The 25,242-nt window shown below is 70.3% G+C and carries 20 protein-coding genes and 2 pseudogenes; 10 read left to right on the top strand and 12 right to left on the bottom strand.

Annotated elements, in window-relative coordinates:
• The first annotated feature begins 1 nt into the window (after position 1).
• The 4 genes from AC07FK_RS23380 (at position 2) to AC07FK_RS23365 (ending at position 7,891) form a co-directional block, all read left to right on the top strand.
• Positions 2 to 2,065 (top strand): flotillin family protein, encoded by a 2,064-nt coding sequence (locus AC07FK_RS23380; RefSeq protein WP_479106860.1) that lies wholly within the window; start codon positions 2 to 4, stop codon positions 2,063 to 2,065.
• Positions 2,066 to 2,147: 82 nt separating this feature from the next.
• Positions 2,148 to 6,998: a DNA repair ATPase gene (locus AC07FK_RS23375; RefSeq protein ID WP_479106859.1), complete on the top strand. Its 4,851-nt coding sequence runs from the start codon at positions 2,148 to 2,150 to the stop codon at positions 6,996 to 6,998.
• 72 nt (positions 6,999 to 7,070) lie between these two features.
• Positions 7,071 to 7,295, top strand: coding sequence for a hypothetical protein (locus AC07FK_RS23370; protein WP_479106858.1), 225 nt, complete (start codon positions 7,071 to 7,073; stop codon positions 7,293 to 7,295).
• A 251-nt stretch (positions 7,296 to 7,546) separates the two neighbouring features.
• Positions 7,547 to 7,891, top strand: a complete 345-nt coding sequence (locus AC07FK_RS23365) for a hypothetical protein (RefSeq protein ID WP_479106857.1) — start codon at positions 7,547 to 7,549, stop codon at positions 7,889 to 7,891.
• Positions 7,892 to 8,051: 160 nt separating this feature from the next.
• Here AC07FK_RS23365 and AC07FK_RS23360 read toward each other — a convergent pair whose 3' ends face one another.
• Positions 8,052 to 8,804 (bottom strand): TetR/AcrR family transcriptional regulator, encoded by a 753-nt coding sequence (locus tag AC07FK_RS23360; protein WP_479106856.1) that lies wholly within the window; start codon positions 8,802 to 8,804, stop codon positions 8,052 to 8,054.
• Positions 8,805 to 8,895: 91 nt separating this feature from the next.
• Here AC07FK_RS23360 and AC07FK_RS23355 point away from each other — a divergent pair, with 91 nt between their 5' ends.
• Positions 8,896 to 9,837: an ATP-binding cassette domain-containing protein gene (locus AC07FK_RS23355; RefSeq protein WP_479106855.1), complete on the top strand. Its 942-nt coding sequence runs from the start codon at positions 8,896 to 8,898 to the stop codon at positions 9,835 to 9,837.
• Positions 9,830 to 10,585 carry an ABC transporter permease gene (locus tag AC07FK_RS23350; protein ID WP_479106854.1) on the top strand — a complete coding sequence of 252 codons (756 nt, stop codon included), beginning with the start codon at positions 9,830 to 9,832 and terminating at the stop codon, positions 10,583 to 10,585. The genes AC07FK_RS23355 and AC07FK_RS23350 overlap by 8 nt, the downstream gene beginning before the upstream one ends.
• A gap of 143 nt (positions 10,586 to 10,728) precedes the next feature.
• Here the strand turns inward: AC07FK_RS23350 and AC07FK_RS23345 are convergent, their stop codons facing one another.
• From AC07FK_RS23345 to AC07FK_RS23330, 4 genes and pseudogenes are all read right to left on the bottom strand, one after another.
• Positions 10,729 to 11,253 carry a hypothetical protein gene (locus AC07FK_RS23345; protein ID WP_479106853.1) on the bottom strand — a complete coding sequence of 175 codons (525 nt, stop codon included), beginning with the start codon at positions 11,251 to 11,253 and terminating at the stop codon, positions 10,729 to 10,731.
• A 139-nt stretch (positions 11,254 to 11,392) separates the two neighbouring features.
• Positions 11,393 to 11,926 carry a hypothetical protein gene (locus AC07FK_RS23340; RefSeq protein WP_479106852.1) on the bottom strand — a complete coding sequence of 178 codons (534 nt, stop codon included), beginning with the start codon at positions 11,924 to 11,926 and terminating at the stop codon, positions 11,393 to 11,395.
• 255 nt (positions 11,927 to 12,181) lie between these two features.
• Positions 12,182 to 12,877 carry a WD40 repeat domain-containing protein gene (locus tag AC07FK_RS23335; RefSeq protein ID WP_479106851.1) on the bottom strand — a complete coding sequence of 232 codons (696 nt, stop codon included), beginning with the start codon at positions 12,875 to 12,877 and terminating at the stop codon, positions 12,182 to 12,184.
• Positions 12,878 to 12,894: 17 nt separating this feature from the next.
• Positions 12,895 to 14,204 (bottom strand): annotated as a pseudogene (locus AC07FK_RS23330) (nSTAND1 domain-containing NTPase).
• A gap of 217 nt (positions 14,205 to 14,421) precedes the next feature.
• Between AC07FK_RS23330 and AC07FK_RS23325 the strand changes: the two are divergent.
• Positions 14,422 to 15,321, top strand: coding sequence for an NmrA family NAD(P)-binding protein (locus tag AC07FK_RS23325; protein ID WP_479106850.1), 900 nt, complete (start codon positions 14,422 to 14,424; stop codon positions 15,319 to 15,321).
• Positions 15,322 to 15,374: 53 nt separating this feature from the next.
• On the opposite strand, the gene AC07FK_RS23320 is transcribed toward AC07FK_RS23325, so the two are convergent.
• The 3 genes from AC07FK_RS23320 to AC07FK_RS23310 all read right to left on the bottom strand — a co-directional run bounded on the left by AC07FK_RS23320 (position 15,375) and on the right by AC07FK_RS23310 (position 18,135).
• The gene (locus tag AC07FK_RS23320; protein ID WP_479106849.1) at positions 15,375 to 15,806 is read right to left on the bottom strand and encodes an SRPBCC family protein; all 432 of its coding nucleotides are present in this window, start codon (positions 15,804 to 15,806) and stop codon (positions 15,375 to 15,377) included.
• A 542-nt stretch (positions 15,807 to 16,348) separates the two neighbouring features.
• Entirely contained in the window at positions 16,349 to 17,011 is a 663-nt protein-coding gene (locus AC07FK_RS23315; protein WP_479106848.1) for a response regulator, read from the bottom strand.
• A complete protein-coding gene (locus tag AC07FK_RS23310; RefSeq protein ID WP_479106847.1) occupies positions 17,008 to 18,135 on the bottom strand; it encodes a sensor histidine kinase in 1,128 nt (375 codons plus the stop codon). Before AC07FK_RS23310 ends, AC07FK_RS23315 begins: the two co-directional genes overlap by 4 nt.
• Before the next feature lie 216 nt (positions 18,136 to 18,351).
• On the opposite strand from AC07FK_RS23310, the gene AC07FK_RS23305 reads away from it, so the two are divergent.
• Positions 18,352 to 18,774 carry a DUF6223 family protein gene (locus AC07FK_RS23305; protein WP_479106846.1) on the top strand — a complete coding sequence of 141 codons (423 nt, stop codon included), beginning with the start codon at positions 18,352 to 18,354 and terminating at the stop codon, positions 18,772 to 18,774.
• Between the two features lie 186 nt (positions 18,775 to 18,960).
• Positions 18,961 to 19,587, top strand: coding sequence for a class I SAM-dependent methyltransferase (locus AC07FK_RS23300; RefSeq protein ID WP_479106980.1), 627 nt, complete (start codon positions 18,961 to 18,963; stop codon positions 19,585 to 19,587).
• A gap of 326 nt (positions 19,588 to 19,913) precedes the next feature.
• Here AC07FK_RS23300 and AC07FK_RS23295 read toward each other — a convergent pair whose 3' ends face one another.
• Entirely contained in the window at positions 19,914 to 20,708 is a 795-nt protein-coding gene (locus tag AC07FK_RS23295) for an SCO4651 family lipoprotein (RefSeq protein ID WP_479106979.1), read from the bottom strand.
• 403 nt (positions 20,709 to 21,111) lie between these two features.
• Here AC07FK_RS23295 and AC07FK_RS23290 point away from each other — a divergent pair.
• Positions 21,112 to 21,333: pseudogene (locus tag AC07FK_RS23290) on the top strand (hypothetical protein); the annotation flags it as partial.
• 77 nt (positions 21,334 to 21,410) lie between these two features.
• Here the strand turns inward: AC07FK_RS23290 and AC07FK_RS23285 are convergent.
• From AC07FK_RS23285 to AC07FK_RS23275, 3 genes are all read right to left on the bottom strand, one after another.
• Positions 21,411 to 21,995, bottom strand: a complete 585-nt coding sequence (locus tag AC07FK_RS23285; RefSeq protein ID WP_479106845.1) for an AMIN-like domain-containing (lipo)protein — start codon at positions 21,993 to 21,995, stop codon at positions 21,411 to 21,413.
• Between the two features lie 363 nt (positions 21,996 to 22,358).
• Positions 22,359 to 23,198, bottom strand: a complete 840-nt coding sequence (locus tag AC07FK_RS23280; RefSeq protein ID WP_479106844.1) for a hypothetical protein — start codon at positions 23,196 to 23,198, stop codon at positions 22,359 to 22,361.
• Positions 23,199 to 23,988: 790 nt separating this feature from the next.
• A complete protein-coding gene (locus AC07FK_RS23275) occupies positions 23,989 to 24,999 on the bottom strand; it encodes an ArsR/SmtB family transcription factor (protein ID WP_479106843.1) in 1,011 nt (336 codons plus the stop codon).
• Positions 25,000 to 25,242: the final 243 nt, after the last annotated feature.

Genomic DNA, 25,242 nt, shown 5'->3' with positions numbered 1-25,242 from the left:
CATGGATGCCGTCACCGTGGGCATCGGCGTACTTGTCGCCGTTGTCCTGCTCGTCACCGTCGCCATGCTGTTCGTGATCAGCCGGTTGTTCCGCAAGGTGGAGCAGGGCAAGGCGCTGATCGTGTCGAAGATGCGGAAGGTCGACGTCACCTTCACCGGACAGGTCGTCCTCCCGGTCCTGCACAAGGCCGAGGTCATGGACATCTCCGTGAAGACCATCGAGATCTCCCGCACCGGGCGGGACGGCCTGATCTGCCGAGACAACATCCGCGCCGACATCCGCATCTCGTTCTTCGTACGGGTCAACAAGACGGTCGAGGACGTCATCAAGGTCGCCCAGGCGATCGGCACGGCCCGGGCGAGCGACAAGGACACGCTCCAGGAACTGTTCAACGCCAAGTTCTCCGAGGCGCTCAAGACGGTCGGCAAGCAACTGGACTTCACCGATCTCTACACCAAGCGCGAGGAGCTGCGCTTCCGAGTCATCGAGATCATCGGCATCGACCTCAACGGCTACAGCCTGGAGGACGCGGCCATCGACTACCTGGAGCAGACCCCGCTCACCCAGCTCGACCCCGCCAACGTCCTGGACGCCCAGGGCATCCGGAAGATCACCGAACTGACCTCCATCGAGCACGTCCGCACGAACGAGTTCCAGCGCACGGAGGAGAAGGAGATCACCCGGCAGAACGTCGATGCCCGCGAGGCGATCCTGGAGCTGGAGCGCCGCCAGACCGACGCGGAGACCAAGCAGAGGCGGGAGATCGAGACCGTACGGGCCCGGGAGGAGGCGGAGACCGCCCGTGTCGTCGAGGAGGAGCGGCTGCGAGCGCAGAGCGCCTTCCTGAGAACCGAGGAGCAGCTCGGGATCCAGCGCGAGAACCAGGCCCGCGAGGTCGCCGTCGCGCAGAAGAACCGTGAGCGCGTCATCGCCATCGAGAACGAGCGCATCGAGAAGGACCGCCTGCTCGAAGTGATCGCCCGGGACCGGGAGACAGAACTCAGCCGGATCTCCGCCGAGAAGGAGGTCGAGGCCGAACGCCGCGAGATCGCCGAGGTCATTCGCGAGCGGGTCGCGGTGGACCGCACGGTCGCGGAACAGGAAGAGTCGATCAAGAAGCTCCGCGCCCTTGAGGAGGCGGAGCGCAAGCGCCAGACGGTTGTGATCGCAGCCGAGGCGGAGGCCCAGGAACTACTGGTCAAGGACATCAAGGCTGCCGAGGCCGCCGAGCAGGCCGCGGTCCACCGGGCCGCGGAGGAGCTGACGCTGGCCGAAGCCCGCAATAAGGCCGCCGACATGGACGCCCGCGCCAAGGTGCGCCTGGCCGAGGGCATCCAGGCCCAGGCCGCGGCCGAGGGTCTGGCGGCCGTCCAGGTACGGGAGAAGGAGGCGGACGCCATCGAGAAGGCGGGGCGCGCCGAGGCCGGGGCGACCGAGGCACGGCTGCGCGCCGAGGCGATCGGCACCCGCGAGAAGGCCATGGCCGAGGCGACCGCCATCGGCGAGAAGCTCAAGGCCGAGGCGGCCGGTCTCACCGAGAAGGCCGCCGCGATGGCCGCGCTGGACGAGGCCTCGCGCACGCACGAGGAGTTCCGGCTGCGCCTGGAGGCCGAGAAGGACATCCGGCTCGCGGGGATCGACGTACAGCGCCAGGTCGCCGAGGCGCAGGCCATGGTGCTCGCCGCCGGCCTGGAGAGTGCCGACATCAACATCGTCGGCGGCGAGTCCGCCTTCTTCGACCGGATCGTCGGCGCGATGTCGCTCGGCAAGAGCGTCGACGGCTTCTTCCAGCACTCCGAGACCGCTCAGACGCTGGCCGGTCCCTGGCTGGACGGCTCCGAGTCGTTCACCGAGGACCTGACGAAGGTGCTGGGCTCCGTCTCCACCGCCGACGTGCAGAACCTGACCGTGTCCGCCCTGCTGATGAAGCTCATGCCGGCCGGCTCAGGACAGCTGGACGAACTCATCGGCAAGGCACGCCAGCTGGGCCTGGCCGACATGCCGGTGGCCGAACTCGCCGGTCTGAAGGACCCCGCCGGGCTGAACGGCGCCGTCAAGGGCTGACCGCCCTCTTCCAAGGCTTCCGGAGCTGCCGCGCGGGGGGCGGCAGCTCCGGAATCGATCCACCGACACGAGGGGCAGGACAGTGACAGGGACCGGGACAGCAAGCGGCCTGGACGCCGGTACATACGAAGTGCTGCGCGACCGCCTCGGCGCTCACGCCGGCGAGCTGGCCCGGCGCGCCGACGCGCTCAACACCGCCCGCATCGCGGCGTTCGGCTCCACCGAGCTGTCTCTCCTCGGCAGCGAGCACATCCGTACGGAGCGCAACGTCGTCCCCCGCGACATCGTCGCCGTCGGCGACACCGTGCTCGTCGGGTACGAGGCCCCGCCCGCCGACGTCTTCGCCCTCTACGACCGAGACCTGAACCGTCTCCCGGCCGAGGCAGTGCCCGGCCTGCTCGACGACCCCGCCTTCGTGCGGGAATTCGAAGCCCTGCACCGCTACTTCCAGGGAGCACGCCTCCTGCGGCTGCGCCATGTCGAGGACAAACTGCTCGCGGTGTTCCGGACCGGCGAGCAGGCGGACGACATCCGCGTCCTGCGCTGGTCCCTCTCACCGTCGGGCGAGGTGCGGTTCCTGGACGCCCGTGGGGAGCGTGATGACGTCCTCCCCGCGTCCCACGACTTCCCCTGGGTCGGGACGAGTCGCGACGATCACGTCCTGGGGCGCCACCCGCACATCGCCATCGCCGACGGCGCCCTCTTCGTCGCGACAGCCGGCGGCACCCTCACCGTGAAAACCGAAGACGACACGGAGACCGGCGAGGGCATCCACAGCGAGCCCGTCGACGAACCCCTGCAGTCCCTCGCCGACGCCGAGGTGGCGTACGCGGTCGTCGGCGCCCTGGTCCTGCTGCGCGTCCGGCCCTACAAGGAAGAGACCTGGCGGCACCTGGTCTTCAACACGCTCACGAAGTCCGTGGTTCGGCTGGACGGCATCGGACAGTCCTGCCGCCGGCTGCCCGGCGACCAGGGCATCGTCTTCCCCGGCGGCTACTGCCTCGCGTCGGGGGCGGTGAAGACCTTCGACACGGCGGACACCTCCGGCCTCGCGTTCGAGCGCGCCGTGCGCTCGCCCAACGGCGAGGACGTGCTGTTCACCTTCCACGCCCGGGCGCGGGGCCGCACCCTCCTGCTCTCCTACAACCTCATCCGCAAGGAGGTCGCGGCCCCGCTGTCCTGTCACGGCTACGCCCTCTTCGACGACGGCGGCCTCACCGTGCTGCGCGCCGAATCCGGCGAGCCGGCGCGGACGCACCCCGTCCAGGTGTGGCGGACACCGTACGTGTCCGACACCCACCCGGCGCCGGTGGCCGAGGGACCCCTCGCACGCATCGGCAACGCCGACCTCGTCCATGGCGTCTCCGACTGCCTCGCCATCGCCCGGCAGGCCGCCGAGACCACCGCCACCAGCGAGCTGTACGAGGCACTGGTCGCCGCCTCCACGCGAGCCGCCGACCGGTTCCACTGGCTGGGCGACGCCGACGCCGGGGACCTGCGCACCCCGCTGGACGAGGTGCGGGCCACGGCCGAGCAGGTGCTGGAGGAGTTCGAGTCCGTACAGTCCCTGACCCGGCACGCGGCCGACGCACTCGCAGAGTCGGCGGAGCACCTTCAGCGAGTGATCCGTCGCAGCCGCGGCGAGGCCCCCGCCATTGCCGAGGAGTGGGTCGAGCGCATCACCGAACTGCGCCGGGCCCAGGGCCGCCTGGTCACCCTGAAGGAGATGCGGTACGCGGACGCGCAGGCCATCGAGGCGCTGGCCGGGGACGCCGAGGCCCACATCGTCTCCACCGCGCAGCGGGCGGTCGGCTTCCTCCACCGCGACGACGCCTTCGCCCACCACCACGCGGAAGTGGAGCGGCTCTGCGCCGACGCCCGGGCCGTCACCACAGCTGCCGGGGCCGCTCCCGTCACCGAACGGCTGGACGGGCAGGTCTTCGGTCTCCAGACCCTCACCGAGGTGGTCGCCGGGCTGGACATCGGTGACGCGACTGTACGCACCAGCATCCTGGAGCGGATCGCCGAGGTACTGGGCGGCCTGAACCGCGCCCGTGCCACCCTCACGGCCCGGCGCCGTGAACTCCTCGACCAGGAGGGGCGGGCGGCGTTCACGGCCGAGTTCGCCCTGCTCGCCCAGTCGGTCACCGGGGCACTGTCAGCGGCGGACACCCCCGAGACCTGCGAGACGCAACTCGCCCGGCTGCTGCTCCAACTGGACACCCTGGAGTCACGATTCGCCGACCACGACGGATTTCTCGCCGAGATCGCCGACAAGCGCGCCGAAGTCCACGACGTCTTCTCGGGCCGCAAGCAGACGCTCCAGGACGCCCGCGCCCGGCGCGGGGAGCGTCTCGCCGCGTCGGCGGGCCGCGTCCTGGAGACGATCGCCCGCCGGGCGTCGACCCTGGACGGCGTTGACGCGGTCAATACGTACTTCGCCTCGGACCCCATGGTGGTCAAGGTCCGCCGCACCGCCGACGAGCTGCGCGAGCTCGGAGACCAGGTGCGGGCGGAGGAGCTGGAGGGGCGGCTGAAGGCCGGCCGCCAGGAGGCCGGCCGCGCACTGCGCGACCGTACCGAGCTGTACGCGGACGGCGGCGACACCATCCGCCTGGGCGCGCACCGGTTCGCCGTCAACACCCAGCCCCCTGAGCTCACGCTCGTCCCGCACACGGACGGCGGCATGGCCTTCGCGCTGACCGGTACGGACTACCGGCGCCCGGTCACAGACCCCCGGTTCGCGGACACCCGCGCCTACTGGGACCAGCTCCTGCCGTCCGAGAACGCGGACGTGTACCGGGCGGAGTACCTGGCGGCGCGAGTGCTGGCCGAGCACGGCGCCGAGGACCTGGCCGCGGCCGGGCCGGCGGGGCCGGTCCGGGAAGCCGCCGAGGCGTCGTACGACGAGGGGTACGAGCGCGGCGTCCACGACCACGACGCGGCGGCGATCCTCTCCGTCCTGCTGGAGCTCCACGGGCAGGCCGGGCTCCTGCGCTACCCCGCAGCCGACCGCGCCGCGGCCCAGCTGTTCTGGGCCCACGGGGCGACGCCCCAGGCACGCACAGCATGGACGCGCCAGGCGGCGTCCCTTGTCCGCGCACGGGAGACCTTCGGCACGGTCCCTGCGCTCGACGCGCTGCGTACCGACCTCGCCGACGCGGGAGCACTCTCCCCCCTCGCGGCCGAGTACCTCGTCGAGGAGCTGGCGACCGGCGAGTCCTTCGCGACAAGCCCGCAGGCCCGCACACTGCTCGACAAGTTCCGCCGCGCGGTGGGCTCGTCGCCGTACGCCGAGGACGTGCGCGACCGGCTCGCCGAAGGGGACACGAGCGGTGCGCGGCGGCTGGTGGAGGGCTGGCTCGTCTCGTACGCCACCTCCTGCGGCGAGGACGCCGGCGCCGGCGACCTCGCCGAAGCCGTGGCCATCGAGGTCTGCCCGGACCTCGCGCGCCACGACGTGGAAGGTGCGCTGACCGCCACGGTGGAGGGCCTGCTGGGCGCGCATCCGAGAATCGACCGCCGCCGTGCCCTCTCCCTGCGCCTCGACGAATTCCTGTCCCGAACCAGTGACTTCGCCCGGAACGCGGTGCCCGGCTTCCGCGCGTACCAGCAGCGCAGAACCGCCCTCGTCGCCGCCGAACGGGCCCGGCTGCACCTGGACGAGTACCGGCCGCGCGTCATGTCCTCCTTCGTACGCAACCGCCTCGTCGACGAGGTGTACCTGCCCCTCGTCGGCGACAACCTCGCCAAGCAGCTCGGAGCCGCCGGCGACGGCAAGCGCACCGACAACAGCGGACTGCTGCTGCTCGTCTCGCCGCCCGGCTACGGCAAGACGACCCTCATGGAGTACGTCGCCGACCGCCTCGGACTGCTTCTGGTGAAGGTCGACGGGCCGGCCCTCGGCCACAGCGTCACCTCACTCGACCCGGCGGAGGCACCCGACGCCACCGCCCGTAAAGAGATCGAGAAGGTCAACTTCGCACTGGCAGCAGGCAACAACATCCTGCTGTACCTCGACGACATCCAGCACACCTCACCGGAACTGCTCCAGAAGTTCATCCCGCTGTGCGACGCGACCCGCACTCTGAACGGCCACGACCTGCGGGGCAAGCGCTTCGCGGTCTGCATGGCGGGCAACCCCTACACCGAGTCCGGGCAGCGCTTCCAGATCCCCGACATGCTCGCCAACCGCGCCGACGTGTGGAATCTCGGCGACGTACTGACCGGCAAGGAGGACGTCTTCGCGCTCAGCTTCGTCGAGAACGCCCTCACCTCCCACCCGACCCTCGCTCCACTCGCCGCTCGGGAGCGCGCCGACCTGGAGCTGCTGGTACGTCTCGCCGCCGGGGACCCGACCGCTCGCCGCGACCGGCTCACCCACCCGTACCCGCCGACCGAACTCGACCGCCTCCTCGCGGTACTGCGCCACCTGCTCACCGCGCGCGAGACGGTCCTGGCCGTCAATGAGGCGTACATCGCTTCCGCCGCCCAGTCCGACTCCACCCGCACCGAACCGCCCTTCCGGCTCCAGGGTTCATACCGCAACATGAACAAGATCACGGCACGCGTCTCCTCCGTCATGAACGACGAAGAGCTGGCGGCCGTGATCGACGACCACTACACCGGCGAGGCCCAGACCCTCACCACCGGGGCCGAGAGCAACCTGCTCAAGCTGGCGGACCTGCGGGGCACGCTCACCGGGGAACAGGCGGCTCGCTGGACCGACATCACATCGGCCTACGTCCGCGCCCAGGCCCTCGGCGGCTCGGGGGACGACTCCTTCGGCCGGGCGGTGGCAGCACTCGGCCTGCTCGCCGACCGCGTCGCAGCCGTCGAAACGGCCATCACACGAGCCGCGGACCCCCGCCACCTGCTGAGCCGCCCGCCCGGCCGAAACGCGGCCCGTCCGGACAGCCGCCCGGACCGATGACCCACTGGCGACGCCTGAGCGCCGACGAAGTGCACGGCACCACAGACTGATGACGTTCCGGGGGAGGAAGAAGTGGCAAAGCCGGTGAATGCCTCGGTGGGGGAGACGTGGATACGCTGTCTCATCTGCGAGAGCGAAGAGTTCCGGGTACGGCAGGTGAAACTCAACAGCTTCGCCCTCGAGTTCATGAAGATGGCCTGGGCGGACGAATCGGCAACCGGCCTGGTGTGTTGGTGGTGTGGCTACGTCCATCTGTTCGTGACCAGGGACATCCAACTGCACCGAGCCAAGAGGTGACGCCGAGCGGCTCCCCGCCCTCGCCCGTTCGTTCAGAATATCTGGATGTTCCGGTCGATCTCCGCGCGGGCGAGCCACGATGATGACGGGGGCCACTCGTCCCTGAGGGACGCGGACAGAACCTCTGGCGGTCCTCGTCCCGTTGGAGCATGGTCGGCCCGCCCGGGACGACGAGCACGGCATCCAACCGCCGCAGCAGGGCGCCCACGGGGTCCATCACCCGCACGCGGCAGCTATCCTCACCCTTGTAGTTGAACGTGTTCAACTACAGTGGTGCATCCGCGTCCGTGAAGGTGGCCATGGGTGAAGTAAACCCGCCCTACAAGGTCGTGAAGACACCGGTCAGCGGCGTCAGCGCATCCTTCCGGCTTGGGCTGTTCTCCGTTCTCGGCGTGGGCTGCTGTCTGACGTGGTCCGTCGCACCTTATGCCGGCGCTGTGGGTGTCGTGTTCGGCCTCAGGGACGTGTGGAAAACCCGGAGACACCACGTCGGCAGGAGCCGTGCCCTTCTCGGCCTGGGCTGCTCGGTCGCGGCCTGCCTGTTCTGGATCTGGCTACTCCAGTTCACTCATGGGAGCGAGTCGAGCTTCAACTGATCTCGTCTGGGCCGAACCCCGTCGAGCACCAGGAGCGCGACATCGTCGTCGGCTCGGCCGGCTTCTGCCCGGATGGATCCGCTCGGTGATCAGGCATGGCGCCGGGGAGAAGGCCGCTCTCGCGGGGGCAGCGTGGCGCGCACGCGGCGATCGAGATCGCTTACGGTCCGACCCGGTCCACCAGGACCTGGATGCCGTCCAGGACCCGGTCGAGGCCGAAGTGGAACTCGAAGTCCGGGTCGTCGGGTTCGTCCATCACCCCCGACGCCAGCATCCGCGCGACGGCCGGGTAGCGGGCGGGGTCCGCCAGTCGCTTCAGCGTACGGCCGTAGCGGGCCATGACCTCCTGGGGCGTGTCGCCGGTCGCGCGGATCGCCGCGTCGAGGTCGGCCATGAGTCCGGCCTCGCTGCGCACGTAGCCGCTGACCAGCAGGATCACCGAGATCTTCGCCCCCTCGTCGAGCCCGGTGTCCGCGAGGGCGACCATGCCCCACTCCCACCAGGCGACCGAGTTCGGCGTCACCGGCGGCCCCGCGATGGGGACCCGCACCGCCCACAGGTTCCGCTGGAGGGCCGCGCGTTGCTCCCGGGCCCAGGTCGCCAGCGCCTCGCGCCATCCGGTGCCGGGGGTGGGCGGCGCGGGCGGGGCGCCGATGGCCCGGTCCAGCATCAGGACGTACAGCTCGTCCTTGGCGCCGACGTACCGGTACAGCGACATCGTCGAGACGCCCAGTTCCTTGGCGATGCGTCCCATGGAGACGGCGGCTAGCCCCTCGGCCGCGGCGAGCTTCACTGCCGCGTCGACGATGCGCTCCAGGCTCAACCCCGGTTTCGGTCCCTTTCCTGGCCGTTCCCTCAGTCCCCAGGCCGCCTCGATGCTCGCCGGCAGCCCCCTGCCGTCACTGTCCTTCATCCGCCGCCTCTTTCTCCCGCTTGACGCCCATCCTAGTAATGCGTAACCCTTACGCAGTAGTGCGTATGCCATACGCAGAAGGGGGAGTGTCATGTCACGGCACCTGGCCATCGAGGCCATCGGCCTCCGCAAGGCCTACAACGACGTCCCAGTCCTGGACGGCATCGACCTGCGTGTCGAACGCGGCACCGTCCACGCCCTGCTCGGACCCAACGGCGCGGGGAAGACCACCACCGTCCGCATCCTCGCCACACTCACGCGGGCGGACGCCGGCCGGGCTCGGGTCGCCCGATACGACGTGATCGCAGACCGCCCCCGGGTGCGCCGCGCGATCAGCCTGACCGGGCAGTTCGCGGCGGTCGACGACATGCAGACCGCCGAGGAGAACCTGCGGATGATGGCCCGGCTGTCCGGGCTCTCCCGCCCCGCCGCCGCACGCCGCGCCGACGAAGTGCTCGAACGTTTCCGCCTCACCGACGCCCGACGCCGCCTCGCCGTCACCTACTCCGGCGGCATGCGCCGGCGCCTCGACCTCGCCGCCGGTCTGGTCGGCGCCCCCGAGGTCGTCTTCCTCGACGAGCCGACGACCGGCCTCGACCCGCGCAGCCGACGCGAACTGTGGCAGGTGGTCGCCGAGGTGGCGGCACGCGGCGCGACGGTCCTGCTCACCACCCAATACCTGGAGGAGGCGGACCGCCTGGCCGACCGCATCGGCGTGATCAACGCAGGTCGGATGGTCGCCGAAGGCACCGCCGACGAACTCAAGACCCGCGTCCGCGGCCACCGCCTCGACCTGGTCCTGGCCGGCGAGCCCGCCTACCGGCGCCTCGCCCCCCGCGCCGTGCACCACGCGCCGGACACCCTCACCCTCGGCATCCCGACGGACGGCACCGCCGCCCACGTGCGTGCGCTGCTCGACGAATGCGACCCGTCCCGCACCGACATCGCGCGATTCAGCCTGCACAGCGCCACCCTCGACGACGTCTTCCTCGCCCTCACCGGCCAGAAGGAGCAGGAGCCGACCCGTGCCTGACACCCTCACTCACGCCCTGACCCTGACCGGCCGCGGCATCCGCCTCAGCCGCCGCAACGTCGACGCCGTCATCACCGCACTGGCGCTGCCGGTCATGCTGATGCTGATCTTCGTCTACTTCTTCGGCGGCGCGATCGACACCGGTACCGACTACGTGACGTACGTCGTCCCCGGCGTTCTGCTGCTCTGCGCCGGCTTCGGCTCCTCAACCACCGCCGTACGCGTCAGCGAGGACATGAAGGAGGGCATCGTCGACCGCTTCCGCTCCCTGGACGTCGGCGCAGTCCCGATCCTCGGCGCTCACGTCGCCGCCAGCACCGCCCGCAACCTCCTGTCGACGGCCCTCGTCCTCGGCGTTGCGTTCCTGATCGGCTTCCGGCCCTCCGCCTCCGCGCCCGGCTGGCTCGCCGCCCTCGGCATCCTGCTCGCCTTCGTCCTCGCCGTCTCCTGGCTCTCCGCGGCGGTCGGCCTGCTGGCCCGCACCCCGGAGGCGGCGAGCGGCTTCACCTTCTTCATGATGTTCCTGCCGTACCCCAGCAGCGCCTTCGTCCCCATCGACACGATGCCGTCCTGGCTGCACGGCTTCGCCGACCACCAGCCGGTCACCCCGGTGATCGAGTCCCTCCGCGGCCTCCTCCTCGACCAGCCGGTCGGCACCGCCCCCGCACTCGCCCTCGCCTGGTGCGCCGGGCTCCTCGCTGTGGCGATGGGCCTGTCGGGTGCGCTGTTCCGTGTCCGTACGCGCTGAGCGGCAGCGCGTACTGCGGCGAGGGCCAACTCCATCGACGCTGCCGCGACTCGGTCCCCGTCCGGCGCAGGTCCCGGTACCTTCGCCACTCGCTGGTCGATCAACTGCCCCGATTCTGGTCGCCGCTGCGATGGATGAGGTGGTCAGCGGTAGTCGTCGGGGTGGTCCTGCATCCAGACGTTGATCCGGTCGCGGACGTCGATCAGCTGTGTGCGGTGCTTCTCCAGGTTCTCCGTGGAGGTGTCACCGTCGAGCGTCGTGCGGAGGTCGGCGATCCACGCGATGGGCTCGGGGAAGTGGCCCGGTCCCTTCAGGTCCGCCTTCATCGCCGCCTCGAGCCCCATCACCTCTTCGTGGACCCTGCCCAGGAAGTACGCACTGTCTCCCGAGCCCGGCGTGCAGGTGGCGTTGAGCGTGGCCTGGAGGCCGGCGAAGGAATCACGGACCAGTTCCGGCCCCGGGGACGTCGCGGGGGTCGGGTGGACGGCGGCGGTCTCCTGCCTCGCGGAATCCGCCGGTGCCGGGGCGGACGAGGAGCGGGAGCCGGCCGGCGCCCCGCCGCCCTCGGAGCCGTCATCCGCACCGGCGGAACAGGACAGGACACAGGCCGCGGCTACCGCGGTGACGATCGTCGTACGTCGGACACGCCGGATCTGCGCCCTGGCCAAGTCGTACCGGTGCCCGCACCTCCGGGCCGCGCAGAGGAATGACGGACGGCCCCACTGCCTGCGGAGTTCCTCCGTGTCGGTCGCAGCCAGTGGCCCGCACACCGGCCGCTGACCTACCGGACATGCAGCCCACGGTGCGTCAGCGGGCGGCGTCCATGGCGGCGAAAGTGCTGGTCATCAGCTCGTCGGTGGCTCCGGGTCGATCCTGGAAGAGGTCGTACAGGTCGGCGAGCAGCCACAGAGTGAAGCTCAGCGCGAGGCCTTCGGCGGGGGTGATGGGGCCGAACTGGTCGCGCCAGGCGGTGGTGTCGTAGCCGCAGGCGGCTGCGGTGAGGAGCCCGGCGACCATGGGGATCTGGGCTCTGTCGAGCAGCTCGAACTGCCGGAGGCGGTGGAGGACGGACGGGATGAGGGCTTTGAGCGGGTCGAAGTCTTCATCCCGGTCGGCCTCAGGGGCAGCGGCGGGCGGTTTGACGATGGAGATCGTGATGACGCCGATGAGGAAGGCGGCGCCGCGGCAGATCTCCTCGCGGCCGTGGGAGGCGATGGCCGCTTCGACTCGCTGGCGGGCCTCCTCGCGTTCAGGGCCGGCGAGGGTGCTCTCCAGAATGCGGTAGGAGTCCCAGGCCGCACGGACCGCCACGTCGACGACGACGCCCTCGTCACTGGTCATACGGGCGACGGTACCCGCGCCCCCCTTCCTGTGCTCCGGGTTTGCCGAATGGGCTTGCCGCAGGTGGGTCGGCGGTCGGTACCGCGCGCGAGGCGGCCGGCCCGCGCGCGGGCCGTATGGCGAGCGCCAGCGGCGCCGAGCCCTTACCAGGGATGGGCGCGTCCACCCTGTCCCTGGGGGAGCTTTGCCATCTCCGTCAACGACGTTTTCAGACCGGCCGCGACGCGCTCCGCTCCCCGGCTTGTGGCGGGACCCTCAGCAGGTGTCGCGGTAGGAGAGGTCCGGCAGGTACGCCCGCCAGTCCCGGCGCGACAGTCCGGCCCCGGCGCGACGGCACACCTCGGCGGCGACCCCGGCGGGGCCGACGTCGTACTTCTGGAGCAGTGTGTGCGCAGCCGCCGTGTAGAGCGTGCGGCCGTTCCGGCCGAAGGCGAGAGCGGCCACCATGTCGCCGGGCGTCGGGAGGTCCGAACCGAGGGGCCGGCCCGATGCGACGTCCCAGAGCCGTACGCCCCCGAAGTGGCCGGCGACAGCGAGCAGATCGCTGTCCCCGGAGAAGGCGAGGGCGCTCCCGCCGTTCAGTTCTTCCTCCCGGGCGCCCCCGGCGTGCGTGCCGGGGAGTACGGCGATCCGGTCGCGGAGCCCTGCGTCCCAGACGACGACGACCCGGCCCATGGTGTCGCCCACGGCCAGGAGCCGGCCGTCCGGACTGAAGGCCGGCGCGTTGGGTTCGCCGTCGCCCAGGGCGTGACGCCGTACGCGTCCCGAAGTCAGGTCGGCGACGGTGCCGCGCCAGGAGACGAGCTGCTGTGCGTCGGGACGCAGGGCGAGCTCCTCGCCGGCCATGCCCTGCAGGGTTCTGGTCCGCCGGCCCGGGCCCGGATCGCTCACGTCCCAGAACTCGACGGTCTCCTTCGTCGTCGTGCGCGCCACTCGCGGCGACCAGCGCATGAGTCTCCTGTACGGACTCACCTGCGCGCCCGGACCATCGCATGCGCAGCCTGCGGCTGCCGACGTCCCAGGCCTGGGTCACCGAGTCGTCGTCGCCGAGGTCGTCGACCACGAGGGTGCGGCCGCTGGGGCTGAACCCGGCGCCCACCGGCATGACTCCGGGCAGCGTGCCGGCCTGGTGTCCGGCCCGTACGTCTCACAGCAGGACGTGGTCCTCCCGCAGCAGGGCGAGTGTCCGGCCGTCCTCGCCGACGGTGATGTCGTCCTCGCCGAGCAGCGCGCCGGGCCCGGGGTAGGAGCGTCCCGGCCGGTGGGTGCGCACGTCCCAGGTTCGGATACGGTCCGTCCCGACGGCCAGCAGCGTGCCGCCGCCGTCCCCCCCCGTCATGTACCGCTCGACGCGGTCGGGGTCCGGGTCGGAGGCGCTGCCGGGGATGGTGAAGACGTCCTGTTGCTTCTGCGCCATGGCGCCCAGCAGCGCCGAACGTGTCTCCGTCGTGTCCGCCAGACGCCAGGCGGCCACGCTGAGCCGCATCACCCGGACCGGATCGGAGAAGCGCATGCCGTCGGCGACTGCCGCGATGCGGCGCGCCTGGGCATCGGTGTGCCGGCGGTCGCTGGTTCGGCTCTGCTGTACGGCGACCGTGCCGGCGACCAGCGCGAGGACGAGGAAGACCGCGAGCGCCGCGACGGCCGACCGCCTTCGTCGGCGGCCCCGGACCCGGGCCGTGGCGCAGTCCGCTGTCCGGGGAGCGGGCCGCGAGGAGCCGGTCGATGAACTCGGCGCGCTCGGCCGGGTCCCGGCAGAGGGTGAAGACCTCCTCGAACTGGTCGACCACCACGGTGTCACCACCGGCGCCGGTACGGTCGTCGGCGTCGGCGGTCTTCGGCCGCAGCGCCCGGGCGTGGGTGCGCCGGGGGTGAGCAGGCGGATCACGGCCGGCGCCGGGCCGTCGGTGCGCAGCGCCCGGATCAGACCGGCGCGCAGGAGCGAGGACTTGCCGCTGCCGGAGGGGCCGAACACGGCGGCGAACCGCCGGTCCTGCACCAGTTCGCGCAGGACGCCCACGAGCTCGCCGCGGCCGAAGAACCGCTCGTGGTCGCCCGGTTCGAAGCGGGCCAGGCCCTGGTACGGCGATGGGACGTCGTCGTCCTCACGGCCGCGCGCCGCCGTCTCCTTGGCCGCCGCGTGCCAGCGCCGTCCCCAGGCGGCATGGTCCCCGCCGCAGGCCCGGACGTAGGCCAGGGCCACCGCGAGGGACGGCAGTTGCTCCCCGGCGGCGGCCTGTGAGAGGGCGGCCACCGAGTAGTGGGCCGTACGCTCCATCTCCCGGTAGGTCAGCCCGCCGGCCTCCTGGCGCAGCTTGCGCAGCTCGTACGCGAACCGCTGCACCGGCCCCGCCGACGGATCCACCGGTGTCTCTCGACGTCCCATCGGTGCTGTTCCCCCTCGTCCGCGCCGACTCCCCGTGAGCCCCCCTGGCACCTGTGACCGCCACTGACGGCTGATCCGGCCGGCCTGTGCTTGACCTGAACCTTGGTTGATGTACGAGAGTCCTGTCATCACGAACGGCGAGACGAGGAGATGTCCGATGACACAGTCCAGGATCCTGGTGACCGGCGCGACTGGAAGGGTCGGCGGCGCGGTGGTGGCTCAACTGCACGCGGCGGGCGTGCCCGTGCGGGCGCTGGTGAGAGGGGAGGCGGACTTCCCGGAGGGTGTGCAGGCGGTACGCGGCGATCTCGGTGATCCCGCGTCATTGGACGCGGCTCTGGAGGGCGTCGATTCGGTCTTCCTGGTGTGGCCGTTCCTGAGCGCCGATGGCGCGTCGGACGTGATCGACGCGATCAGGAAGCGCGTCCGACGGGTGGTGTACCTGTCATCCGCCGGGGTCGGGAGCGAGAATGAGAAGCCGGGCGAGGCGATCACCATGTTCCATACGGAGCTGGAGCGGCTGATCGAGGCATCGGGCCTGGAGTGGACGGCGCTGCGGCCCACCGGGTTTGCGAGTAACACACTGGGCTGGGCGGAGGAGGTCCGCACCACCGGTGCGGTTCGGGCGCCGCTGGCAAGGCTGGCCCGCCCGCTGATCCACGAGGCGGACATGGCCGCGGTCGCCGTTCTGGCGCTGACGACCGACGCCCTGCTCGGCGCTCGCCCCCTGATCACCGGCCCCGAACTGATCACCCAGGAACGGCAGGTGGAGCTCATCAGCGAGGTGATCGGGCGGCCGGTGCGGTTCGAGGAGGTCGCGCTGGACGAGGCCATCGAGCAGATGAAGGCCGCGGGCTACCCGGCAGAGCTGGTGGAAGCTGTGCTGCCGGCCCAGGCGCAGATGCTCGACGATCCAGAGCCGGTCAACGATGTGGTGGAGCGCATCACGGGCACCCCGGCCCGATCGTTCCGGAAGTGGGCGGTGGACCATGCGGCGGACTTCCGCTGAGAGGACTCGACATAGACGATCGAAGGACCGGAGCCCTCAAGTGTCAGTCGTCGCTAGAGCGCGCCAGTCGCCAGCTCCTCAGCCATGCGCTGGAACTGTCCGAGATCGTAGTTGGCCAGCACCTTGTCCAAGTTGGTGAGGGCACCGAGGTGCTCGATGAATCCCTGGGGGTCGTACTCGACTTGGAGAGTTACTCGGCTTGTGGTGTCGCTCAACCGGTGAAAGGTGACGACACCCGCATGGTGCACCCCGGTGACTGTCTTCCAGGCGATACGGTCTTCTGTCACGACCTCGGTCAGTTCGGCAGCGAAGTACTTGTCCGCTCCGGGAAGCGACAGCCACCACGTAAACCGCTTGTCGTCGATCCGATCCACGCGTTCGACGTGGCTGAGGAAGATCGGCCACTTGGTCACGTCGCTCCACAGCTCCCAGCTCAGGGATACGGGGGCGTTGATGTCCACGGTTTCAACGAGGGATGACGACATCGGTTGAGACGTCCCTTCTGGCTCGGTCCTGTGCGGAAGGTGCAGTCGTTTGGGGGCAGTTGCCTCCACGCCGCATGCCTGTCCCATGGCGAGCGACCGGGGCGACGTGCACGCTTCTGCACTTGCGTTGGTGAGTACCCGTCTGCCCTCTGGTGCGACCGCTACACGGTCCACCACGCCACAAAACTGCGGGTTCTGCTACGTCGACCTTTGTGACGAACTCGGTGTGCAAAGGCTTCACAGCGACGCCGGGCGTGGTCACACGCAAGCGCCTCGAGCGGTGGCGCGGCATCACCTCACGCTGGGAGAAGACGGCCACGCGTTACCCCACCCGCCTCCGCGACGTTCTCCACCCTCCGATCCCGCCACAGGAGGAAGCCCTCTGCGAGATCCAGCCGGTCACCCACAGCCACGGACCACAGAACTCCAGCCAGAACCCGACGGCACCGCGCTCAAGGCCGGGCAGTCGACCGGGTTGGGGCTGAAGGCCGAGGCGTTCAATGTCTGGACTCGCCATGTCCGTGGACCAGGGATGTCAGATGTCAGGAGCTGCGTGGCGCTACCAGGCCGGATTCGTAGGCGAATACGACGAGTTGGGCGCGGTCCCGCGCTTGGAGCTTGGTCATGGCCCGGTTGATGTGAGTCTTCGCGGTCAGCGGGCTGATCACCAGACGGCTCGCGATCTCGTCGTTGGACAGGCCCTGCGCGACCAGCACGACGGCCTCGCGTTCCCGCGCGGTCAGCTCTTTCAGCCCAGTTCCTGTGCCGGTGGTGAGCGGCTGGGTGACGTACCTGTTGATGAGTCTGCGAGTGATCGACGGTGCCAGCAGGGCGTCGCCGCGCGCCGCGACGCGTACGGCGTGCAGGAAGTCGTCCGGCACGATGTCCTTGACGAGGAACCCGGCAGCGCCGGCACGCAGCGCGTTGAAGACGTATTCATCCATCCCGTAGTTGGTCAGGATGACGACGTGGACCTGCGACAAGGCCGGGTCGGCGGCGATGCGACGGGTCGCCTCGATGCCGTCGACGACCGGCATCTGGATGTCAACGAGAGCGACGTCCGGCAGGTGCTTCCTGGCGAGAAACAGGCCCTCGCTGCCGTCGCCAGCCTCAGCCACCACTTCGATGTCGTCTTCGAGGTCGAGGAGCGCGCGGAAGCCGCTGCGAATGAGCGGCTGGTCGTCGACCAGCAGGACACGGATCATGACGTCTGCTCCACAGGGAGTTCGGCCTGGACAGTGAAGCCGCCCTCGCGGCGCGGTTCGGCACGCAGCCTGCCCCCGAGGGCGGTAACGCGTTCTCGCATGCCCAGCAGCCCGAGGCCGGATGTCGAGGCGGTGTCCGGCGTCGCCCGGCCGTCGTCGTCGATGCGTACAGCGAGGGCGTCCGGACGGCAGTCGATCCGCACCGACGCCGTCGCGGCGTCCGAGTGACGGGCGATGTTGGTGAGCGACTCCTGAACGATCCGGTACACGGTCCGGCCCACCGCGGCCGGCACGTCGTGTCGTTGGCCCGCGATCGTCAGTGTTGTGTCGAGGCCGAACGTACGGGCCTGTTCGACGAGTTCGCGGACGTTGTGGAGGCCACGCGGCGGGGCCGTGTCGTCGTCGCGGAGCGCCTCCAGGGTCGCGCGCAGCTCCCGGCTCGCCTCACGTCCGGCCTCCTGGATCGCGAGCAGAGCCTGCGGAACCTCCTCGCCGCGCTTGCGGGCCACGTGCACGACCACTTCGGCCTGCACCTTGATGACCGAGATCTGGTGGGTGAGCGAATCGTGCAGCTCGCGCGCGATGTGCAGACGCTCCTCGTCGGCGCGGCGCCGCGCGGTCTCCTCCCGGGTGCGCTCGGCCTCGTCCGCCCGCCGCTCGGCCTGTCGCAGCGCCTCACCCGCGGCGCCGGCCGCGATCAGCCAGGCGATCTCCAAAGCGCCTCGGGACTGCGCGAACGCCTCGCCCAGGTCGCGGCGGCCCGAAGCCAGGGCGGCGAGCGGGAGCATGGCCAGCATGGCCACGCTCGCCGCCACCGTGACAGTGCGGTGTCCCGCCCGTACGGCCGCGTACACCGCGAACAGGTACGCGACGACCGGTACATCGAAACCGGCCGCCTGGTAGCCCACCGCGCACAGCCCGGTGATGGCCAGGACGGCAACCGGCGCCCGACGGCGTGCAACCAGGGCCAGCCCGCCGGCCGTCAGCAGCCCATACCCCAGCACGTCGGAGTGCGTGGCGGAACGCTGCCCGGACAGCCCGGTAACCAGCAGTGCCGCTGCTACGCCGACAGCGATCACCCAGTCCGCCACACGTGCCGGGGCGACCGACTCACCTGCACTCATGCGCGCACCCTAGCTGGCTGACGTCGGCAGAGAGTCACCCTCGTGGACGAGCGGCCGACTACCGCACACGCAGTACCTTCGCGGCTCCTGCAGCGCCCGTGGTAGCAGCATGAGACATCGGCGGCAGTGCGAAGTGTCTGCGTCCGCAGGACGACCGGGGGTGGGCCCGGCGGGGAAGCTCAACTCACCCCAGTAGCAAAGAGAAGAGCCCCTCACATGACTGTTCGTCGCTTGCTTGTCACCGCCGTGGCCGTTCCGCTCGTAGGCATCACGCTCGCCACACCGGCGGCCGCGCACGCCGCGGCTCAGTCGGTCGCCGCCAGTTTCTACGACTTCAGCCTCGGGCGGCTCGGGGCCACCACGGGGGCCTTGCTGGGGCTGGTCGGCGTGGTCACCGCCTTGCTGGCGCTGGCCCGCCGCGCCGGTCGTCTCGGCACTGTTACCGGATCACTCGGCGCCAAGGCGGCCATGGTGGCGGGGCTGACCAGCATGGCCCTCGGCGCGCTGGTCGCGACCACCGCCGACGGCGGCCTCGGTACCGGGAACGGGCTGGGCGGGGCCTACGTGGCCATGCTGGTAGGGCTGGTGGCGACAGGACTCGGCGGACTGGCTCTGGCCCGCTCCCGCCGCACCGGCTGACCGCAGCAAGCCGTGTGGTGTGTCTCCATGACGCGGTGCCCCGGCCGGCCGGGGGAACGGATGGGCCGGGGCCTGGTAGTGCCGTACCTTCGTAGCATCCCGCGAGGTCGGACCTACGGCCGCAAGTAGTGTGATGGCATCGTCTTCGCTCCCGCTGGACGAGGATGACCGGAAGGGACTGTGAACATGACTGGGCAACGCGACCGATGGGCTGAACTGACCGGCGGACAAGCTGGAGAGGAGTACGCGCAGCGCTTCGCGCAGCTCGCTGAATCAGGGCACGACATCCACGGTGAGGCCGCCTTTTGTGCCGCGTTGCTGGAGCCCGCCGCCCGGGTACTCGACGCCGGATGCGGCACCGGTCGGATCGCGATCCGGCTCGCGGAGCTGGGCCACAACTGCACTGGTGTGGACGTCGACCCCTCGATGCTCGCCGTGGCCCGCCGAGACGCCCCCACGCAGGACTGGCTCCTCGGCGACCTGGCCCGTCTGGACACCCTGGGCCTGGAACAGGGCTTCGACCTGGTGCTCGCCGCCGGAAACGTCATCCCCCTGCTGGCCCCCGGCACCGAATCGGTCGTTGTTCGGCAGCTGGCCGCTGCACTGCGCTCCGGCGGTCTGCTGGTCACGGGCATGGGACTGGATGCGGCACATCTGCCGTTGCCGGAACCGCCGGTGACCCTCACAGAGTTCGACCACTGGTGTACCGAGGCCGGACTGACTTTGAGGCAGCGCTACGCCACCTGGAGCGGCGATCCCTATTACCAAGGCTGCGGTTACGCCGTCAGCGTGCACTCCCGCCCCGCCGTGTGAGTCTGTGCCTTCTCCACGACGGTCCGGTCCGGGCACGCGGCCGAGTGATTCCACGCTGTGATCGTCTACATCACGACGTGGGCGCCAGGCGGTGTCGGCCGCGGCCACGTGCCCGTCCCGAATCCCCGGGGTGCACGCGCAGAGGCTTGTCGGTGCGGCGGCCCGTCCCTGTACTGGCAGGTTGGCGTACCGGAGATCCGGGCTGTGAGAACCCAGGCGCGGCGAGCCGGTCCGGCCCAGCCGCGCAGGTCGGCGCTGTCGTCCCCCTCGCCGACCCCTTCGGTCTGACTGTCGCGCAGGACAGCCCGCGCCGGGCTCGCCCCTGCTCAGGCCAGCAGGACGTCCTCGCCCGCCGTCACAGGGACGACCTGCCGGGACGACGGCGCCTCGGCCTTCACCGGCATCCCGAAGTCCGAGAGTGTCATCGTCGTCATGGCCTTCATACCGCCGAAGTAGGACAGCCTCGCTTGGGCGGCGCGCCCCTTCCCGTCGACCCACACGTCCGCGTAGACGGGCATGTCGTCGCCCAGCTTCTCGCGCAGGTCTGCCAGCCCCCGTTTCGTCTCCGTCGTCATCCGGAGCGTCGCGGTGGCGTGGTCGATGGTGCCCCGGTAGTGCACCGCAGGGGCGCCGTTCACCTGCTCCTTGCCCTCGTTCGACACCTGCCGCATCGCCTTCACCTGGCGGAGCAGGTGCTCGGGGTCGTTCAGCGGTGCCCGCAGGAAATAGCGAGTCAGGGCCTCGCTCCGGACGGCCGAGGCCCACTTGCCAGCGGCGACGGCTTGCGAGCCCCGCACATAGACGGTGTCGCCGACGAAGACTTCCTCGACCGGTTCCATGCCGCTGTCCTCGAGTTCCACCGTGAGCCGGCCCCTGTCACCCGCCAGGTCGAAGGCGCCGGCGATCGCGAACACGTACGTCCTGGGGCTGTCGGCGGACCGCAGCTCTATCTTCTTGTCCAGGCGGGCGCTGTCCGTGCTCGTCCTCTCGATCGCGGCGCGCACGACCGCCCCGTGATCCACGGCCTTCTTCGCACTCTTCTCGGAGTCACTGTCCGCACCGCCGGAACAGGCCGTGCAGAAGAGGAGGACAGCGGCGGAGAGAAGGTGGGCGCGGCGAATGGGCTCTCCGTAGAATCGTTACTGCGGCAGGGGTGGAGCCCGAATGGGCCGGTAGATCTTCGCACGACCGGTGACGGCGTCGGCCCGGGATTTCGGCCTTGACGCCGTCCTTACGGCTCCTGACGCGACGCGCGTGCGAAGAACGCCCCGGATCGAGGCGGGCCGTCAGCCGCGCTCCGTCGGCCGGTATCGAGTTCGGACAGCTTCCCCGGCACGAGCGGGAACGCCTCACCCGCGGACAGGCTCGATGCGCCGTATCGGCTCTGGGCCTTCATGACCTGAGGCCGGCTACGGCTGCGTGGCCGCTGCCCGCGAGGCCACCGATACCTTCGAGCTCCTGGATACCCAGGTAAAAGGGGACGAGCCGAGGAGTAGGCCCAGGGCGTTCCCGCACACAAGCACAGTTAAGGACACCCTCGGCGTCACCGAACCCGACCAGCCGATTCCCGCATCGAGGTGCACGCGGTCGCCCGCGTGCCGGGCGATACGCCGCTGGACGGCGCCCTCACCGATCTGCGGGCCGCCGAGAGCCATCTCGCGGCGGTCACCGGCGACAAGGATCACGGTCCTCGGCTTCGTCACCATGGAAGACGTACGGGAAGAGCTGGTCGGGCCGGCCGCTTGACGGTCCGCGGCTCACCGCGGATCCACGGATACGGCTACTTGAGTCAGGGAACTTCGGTCCCAGCGCCCCTAAGGGCCTCAGCGTGCCCCCGTCCAGTTGTGTGCCACGTCGATCACGACCCGGTCGGTCGCCACCGACACCCGGAACGGGAGCCGTGCCCGGACGCCGAGCCCGATCTGCGTGTCCCCTTCGAAGCTGCCGGCGAACCGGGCGTCCCTGAAGGTGCGGTACCCCGAGAGGTCCACGCCCTTCAGGCGCTGACCGGCCCGCACGGGATAGGTGGGCATCCCGGTGTCGGGGTCGTAGGCGGGGGCCATGACCCGTACCTCGAGGACGGCGCCGCCGCCGACGGGGATGTAATTGCCCGAACCGTCCTGGTGGAGGCGGCTGACATACCTGACGGAATAGCCGAGGCCGCTGGTGCCCGCGCCGGGGACGTCGACGACCATGCGGTCGAAGCAGGCGTGCCGGCCGGTCCTGATGTTCGTCACCGACTCCGTCGTCGCGCCGGAGCGGGTTTTGGTCGTACTGCCCCAACCGGTGGGGCAGTCCGTGGTCTGGGTGGTGATGGTCGTTGCGGCCGCGGCCGGGGCCGCCGTCACTCCTGCCATGGCGGCCACAAGCGCGACCACCGTCGTCCATGCGGCCCTGTGTCGTCCCATTTCGTCCCCTAGAAAGGTGGTGTGTCGGTTATTGAGGGAGACACTCGGGTGGACCGAATGGTTGCACTGCTCCGGAGCCCGACGATCCGGAGACCCTCGCCTCATGGCAGCGGTGACGTACGGCGGCGCCATGCGGGCCATGGTGATCACCAGCCTTTGATGGACAGCGGCGTCCTCCCGCGAGTCGACCGGCAGCTCCTGCCGGACGAACCTGCCTACTCCGGGTCAGGGCCCTGGACACTGCGCTCATCACCCAAAGTTCACCCATCGCGGTGACCCGAGCCCTCCACTTCGGCCTCCGGCCCAACGTCCTCGGCAGCCCGTCGTAGGGCAGCGGTCAGAACACGGGCGGGAGGCGCATGGTTAGACGTCCCAGTTGAACCCCGGCGTCGTCGTGTCACGGGCCGGATCTGACTCTCCGGCTTCCGCCCTTTCGGCCTCGGCAAGGCGCTGGAGGAAGTGACGCCCGAAGCGCGTGGGTACCCACTTCCCCGCCCCGCCTGCGCCGGGGGGAATGTCGTCCGCGATGTTTGCGTCCCAGGCGCCGGGAATGCCGTGCAGGCGTGCGAGTCCGTGGAACTCCAGGGGCCTCAAGAGGGGCTGCAGGATGCCACGGCCGGCGAAGTAGTCTCCGATCTCCTCTGCCAGCTCCTTCTCCGTAGCACCGTCGAGCTCTCCCGGGCGCGCCACGGTGTGGCGCTCGATCGTCTTCAGCAGAAGCACGTGAGGGGCTTCCAACCTCCGTACGGCCTCGATGAAGAGCTGTTCTTCGTCGATCCGGGTTGGTTCGTCCTCCTGAGCTGCTGCTGCGAGGGCACGGCCCAGAAGCCGGATCTTGTCGTCGTACGCCGTGGCCTTCGCCCCCTCTACTGCGCTGACAAGGCAGAGGAGGCGGCGGGGGTCCGACGCGAGTTCGTCGACGAACTCGTCCGCGGGCAGGTGAGCAGCGGAGGCACCTTCGTCCAGCATTGTCTGCACGTTGCTGTCGCTCTGGCGGCGGAACTTCTCGTCAGCGAACTTCAGCGCTCGTGCGACTGGTGGGGTGAGGAACGCGGCGGCGACTCCACCCACATCACCGAGAGGCAGGGCAAGCGCAGCCACGCCAGCTCCAGCAGCCATCTCGTACTCGGCGTCGTCGCGAACCCGTCGTGGCGCAGGCGGCGCAGGCGTTCCCTGTGGTGTATCCCCATGGTCATTGGTCACTTGAGGACGGTAGCGATTGGTTGCTCAGTCGGTGGCCCTTCGACAAGAATCGGTGCTGCATCGGCTCACCGGGACCGCGGCCGAGGCTGCCCTGCGGCATGGCGTGCAGGGCGGCCCTGGCCTTCCGGTCGGTGGCCGCGCGGTACTTGCGCCGGGCCTGCAGAACCTCGTATGTCCTCAACGTGGACGACGCGAAGCTCGGTGCCGTCCCGGTGGCGCTTGGAACGTCCGAACGCCCTACAGCGATCTCCGACAGATCCTGAGGTTCATCAGGGGCGACATGGATAAGAACGTCGTTGTGATGCCCGGCCGACGGCTACGGCGAATACGCGGCTCCTGAACATGCGGGCCTACCAGTCCGAAGGCCGGCCCGCGAAGCTGCTCCTCGTGCCGCCGGCCCGGACGCCGAGGCGGCCGCCGTGTTCATGGACCGCTTGGAGGCGGCCTGCCGCCGGCTTGCGACCCTGCCCCGACGCCCGCTCCACCGCGACCACCGGCTGTGCCGCCCCTGGCGAGGCACCCGGCGCGCCCTGCGTTGAGCAGGGCGCCTTGGCGCCGAGCACCAGGTACAAGCCGAGCACCAGGTACAACTCGACGTCCCCAGCCGCTCTGGCCTGCTCGCCTCCGGGCACTCCGCGCGCGGGTTGGGTTGCCAAACGCGTGCGCGCCCTGGACCATGCGGCCCACGTCACCCTCAGGAGCCGGGCAAGTGTTCCTCGGCGCAGGCAGGCCCGATTCAGTGCCTCAGCAGTCACCGATCCGGGACGGCCCACGGCTGCGCTGGGCGGCGCTATCGGTTCCCGTCCAGCAGTGCCCGGCCCAGGGCAGTGGCCATGTGCAGCACGGAACCACCGCGCCGGCTGGTGGTGATGAGGCGCGCGTCGCGCAATGCCTTGGTGTGCTGGCTGATGGCTGCCGGGGAGACACCGAGTCGCGCGGCCAGTTCAGTGGTGCTGCAACCATCGGCGGCCACGCGCAGCGCGGCGGCCCGGGTGCGTCCGAGCAGGACACCCAGGGCATCGTCGGCCACGGAACCCCTGGGATGCCACAGCGCCGCGCCCGTGGCCGGATCGGTCACCGCGGGTACGGTTAGCCGCGGCACCGAGGTGTCGTCGTACGGGTCGTACAGCAGGCTGAACTCACGCCAGGAGAACAGACTCGGCACCAGGATCAGCCCTCTGCCGCCCAGGTGAACCTCGACCGAGCGGGGGTAGCGTACCTCCAGCACAGGCGGACGCCAGCGTGCCAGCGGAGGGCTCAGGGAGGTCAGCAGAGCGTCGACTCCCGCTTCCAGGAACGTGCGGGCGTACTGCGCCCGCACGACGTCCAGCTGTGACCGGGAAGCCGCCCAGTACGGTGCGACGGCTACCTGGTGACAAGCCACGAGGCCGGCCGCCAGGAACCGCCGGGCATCGGCATCCCCCTCGGCGACGGCCCGCGCCCACGGCATCTGGGCGGGGTTGACGGCAACGGCTTCCAGTTCACGGCGTACCCGGGTGCGCGGTGCCCGCAGCAGGGCCTCCACCGCGTGGTCGATGTCGGGCGAGTCGCCGGCCAGTGCCAGCAGGTCGAGGCCCGGGCCCCGGGTGGGCATCAGCGCAGTGAGTGGCTTGGCGTCCTCGCCCAGTCGGCCGGCCACCGTGGCGCGCCACCGTTGAAAGGGCAACGGGAGGGAACGCCGGCACAGCATCTCCAGGCTGTAATACGTCTCCGCGGCGGCCCCGATGGTACTGGCCACCCGGGTGCGGGCGAGATCCTCCGCGGTGAAATGGATGCGCAGCACCACAGACCTCCGTAACACGGCGGGGGACACCTTCAGGTCGGTGCCAGCCAGTCCCGGCCGCCGCCTCCGTGGCGACCGAAACATTGTCGGACGGGACGGGCGGGGCCCGGAACGCCCTTTCCGGACCTTTCATGCTGGTCGGCCCCTGGACGGACCAGGCTGGGCAGGTTGGGGACGCGTTCCCGTCAACGTCGCGCGTCGAGCAGGCGACGGTTGGTGCTGGACATGCGAAGTCGCCGTGCACACGCGCGCCATGGCCGG

It is taken from the genome of Streptomyces sp. NPDC046122 (assembly GCF_056429965.1).
Note: the sequence above shows the minus strand (reverse complement) of the source record. Positions and strands in the feature narration are given on the sequence as shown.

Coding starts and splice junctions, on each gene's coding strand:
- AC07FK_RS23380 (WP_479106860.1), top strand. CDS start 2: ATGGATGCCGTCACCGTGGGCATCGGCGTACTTGTCGCCGTTGTCCTG.
- AC07FK_RS23360 (WP_479106856.1), bottom strand. CDS start 8,804: ATGAAGGACAGTGACGGCAGGGGGCTGCCGGCGAGCATCGAGGCGGCC.
- AC07FK_RS23355 (WP_479106855.1), top strand. CDS start 8,896: ATGTCACGGCACCTGGCCATCGAGGCCATCGGCCTCCGCAAGGCCTAC.
- AC07FK_RS23340 (WP_479106852.1), bottom strand. CDS start 11,926: ATGACCAGTGACGAGGGCGTCGTCGTCGACGTGGCGGTCCGTGCGGCC.
- AC07FK_RS23335 (WP_479106851.1), bottom strand. CDS start 12,877: ATGCGCTGGTCGCCGCGAGTGGCGCGCACGACGACGAAGGAGACCGTC.
- AC07FK_RS23325 (WP_479106850.1), top strand. CDS start 14,422: ATGTACGAGAGTCCTGTCATCACGAACGGCGAGACGAGGAGATGTCCG.
- AC07FK_RS23320 (WP_479106849.1), bottom strand. CDS start 15,806: ATGTCGTCATCCCTCGTTGAAACCGTGGACATCAACGCCCCCGTATCC.
- AC07FK_RS23315 (WP_479106848.1), bottom strand. CDS start 17,011: ATGATCCGTGTCCTGCTGGTCGACGACCAGCCGCTCATTCGCAGCGGC.
- AC07FK_RS23310 (WP_479106847.1), bottom strand. CDS start 18,135: ATGAGTGCAGGTGAGTCGGTCGCCCCGGCACGTGTGGCGGACTGGGTG.
- AC07FK_RS23305 (WP_479106846.1), top strand. CDS start 18,352: ATGACTGTTCGTCGCTTGCTTGTCACCGCCGTGGCCGTTCCGCTCGTA.
- AC07FK_RS23300 (WP_479106980.1), top strand. CDS start 18,961: ATGACTGGGCAACGCGACCGATGGGCTGAACTGACCGGCGGACAAGCT.
- AC07FK_RS23285 (WP_479106845.1), bottom strand. CDS start 21,995: ATGGGACGACACAGGGCCGCATGGACGACGGTGGTCGCGCTTGTGGCC.